Origin of the sequence: Nocardia sp. CY41, from assembly GCF_009829325.1 — a bacterium.
Taxonomy (GTDB): domain Bacteria; phylum Actinomycetota; class Actinomycetes; order Mycobacteriales; family Mycobacteriaceae; genus Nocardia.
Window position 1 is genome coordinate 1 of the sequence record NZ_VUOS01000126.1, and the last position, 1,078, is coordinate 1,078.

Sequence of the window (1,078 nt, forward strand, 5' to 3'; positions counted from 1 at the left end):
TGTACCCGGCCATCAGGTTGGTTGCAGTCGGCTGATGGGCGGATGACCGTCGAGTGCACTGTGGCGTCGTCGAGTGTTGTAGTACTCGATCCACGGTGCAAGGGCTGCGGCGCGTTCGGTGTTGCTGGTGAAGACCTGCCGGTAGGCCCATTCGGTTTGCAAGGTGCGGTTGAGGCGTTCGACCTTGCCGTTCTGCCAGGGGCAATGCGGTCTGATGAAGATCTGCTTGGCGCCGAGGTCGGCGCAGACTCCGCGCAGAGAGTGTTTGTAGGCCCAGGCGTTATCGGTCATCAACCGCTGGATCCGAGTGATGCCGTGGTCGGCGAAGTAGGTGGCGGCACGGGCCGAAAAGCCTGCGCACGTGGTGCCTTTCTCGTCGGCCAGGATCTCCGAATACGCCAGTCGGGAATGGTCGTCGACCAGCGAATGCACATAGTCGAACCCGGGGCCGTTGACGCGGTCACGCACGACCGCGTCACGGCCGTGGGCACGCCATCCACCGCCGGCGGGAATGCGACCGAGCTTCTTGACGTCCATGTGCACCAACTCGCCCGGACACGCGCGTTCGTAGCGCACCGTTGTCGTTTTCGATGCGCGGATCACCACGCCGGTCAATGGGTCACACTCCCGCAGATACGGTGCTCGGTGGCGGCGCAGCACCCGACTCACCGTCCGCGCCGGCACGCCGAGTTCGGCACCCAGCCAGTCCGGGCCGCGGCGCGACCGCAGCCGCAGAGCTACGATGCGGGTCTCGACCGCCGCCGGCGTGCGCGTCGGCATCGTATGCGGGCGTGAGGACCGATCGATGAGCCCGGCCTCGCCTTCGGTCTCGTACCGGGTGATCCATTTGTGCACGCAGGTGCGGGATATACCCATCGCCGCAGCGATATGCGCCCTCGGCCATCCAGCGCGATAGCGCGCCACGATCAGCCTTCTGCCGTGAACAGTGGTGCGGGCATTACCGTGAGACACGAGAACCTCCGGGTCCGTGGGCGTGACCTTCGACAAGCCACACCCCACCCGGAGGTTCTCGCCATATCAACCCGACACGCTGTCACCAACGTCCTGACCGGGTACA

General features: G+C 65.4%; 1 protein-coding gene. It reads right to left on the reverse strand.

Annotated features, from left to right (window positions below; genetic code table 11):
• Positions 1 to 12: 12 nt before the first annotated feature.
• Positions 13 to 972, reverse strand: a complete 960-nt coding sequence (locus GVY64_RS37000; RefSeq protein WP_159851350.1) for an IS481 family transposase — start codon at positions 970 to 972, stop codon at positions 13 to 15.
• Positions 973 to 1,078: the final 106 nt, after the last annotated feature.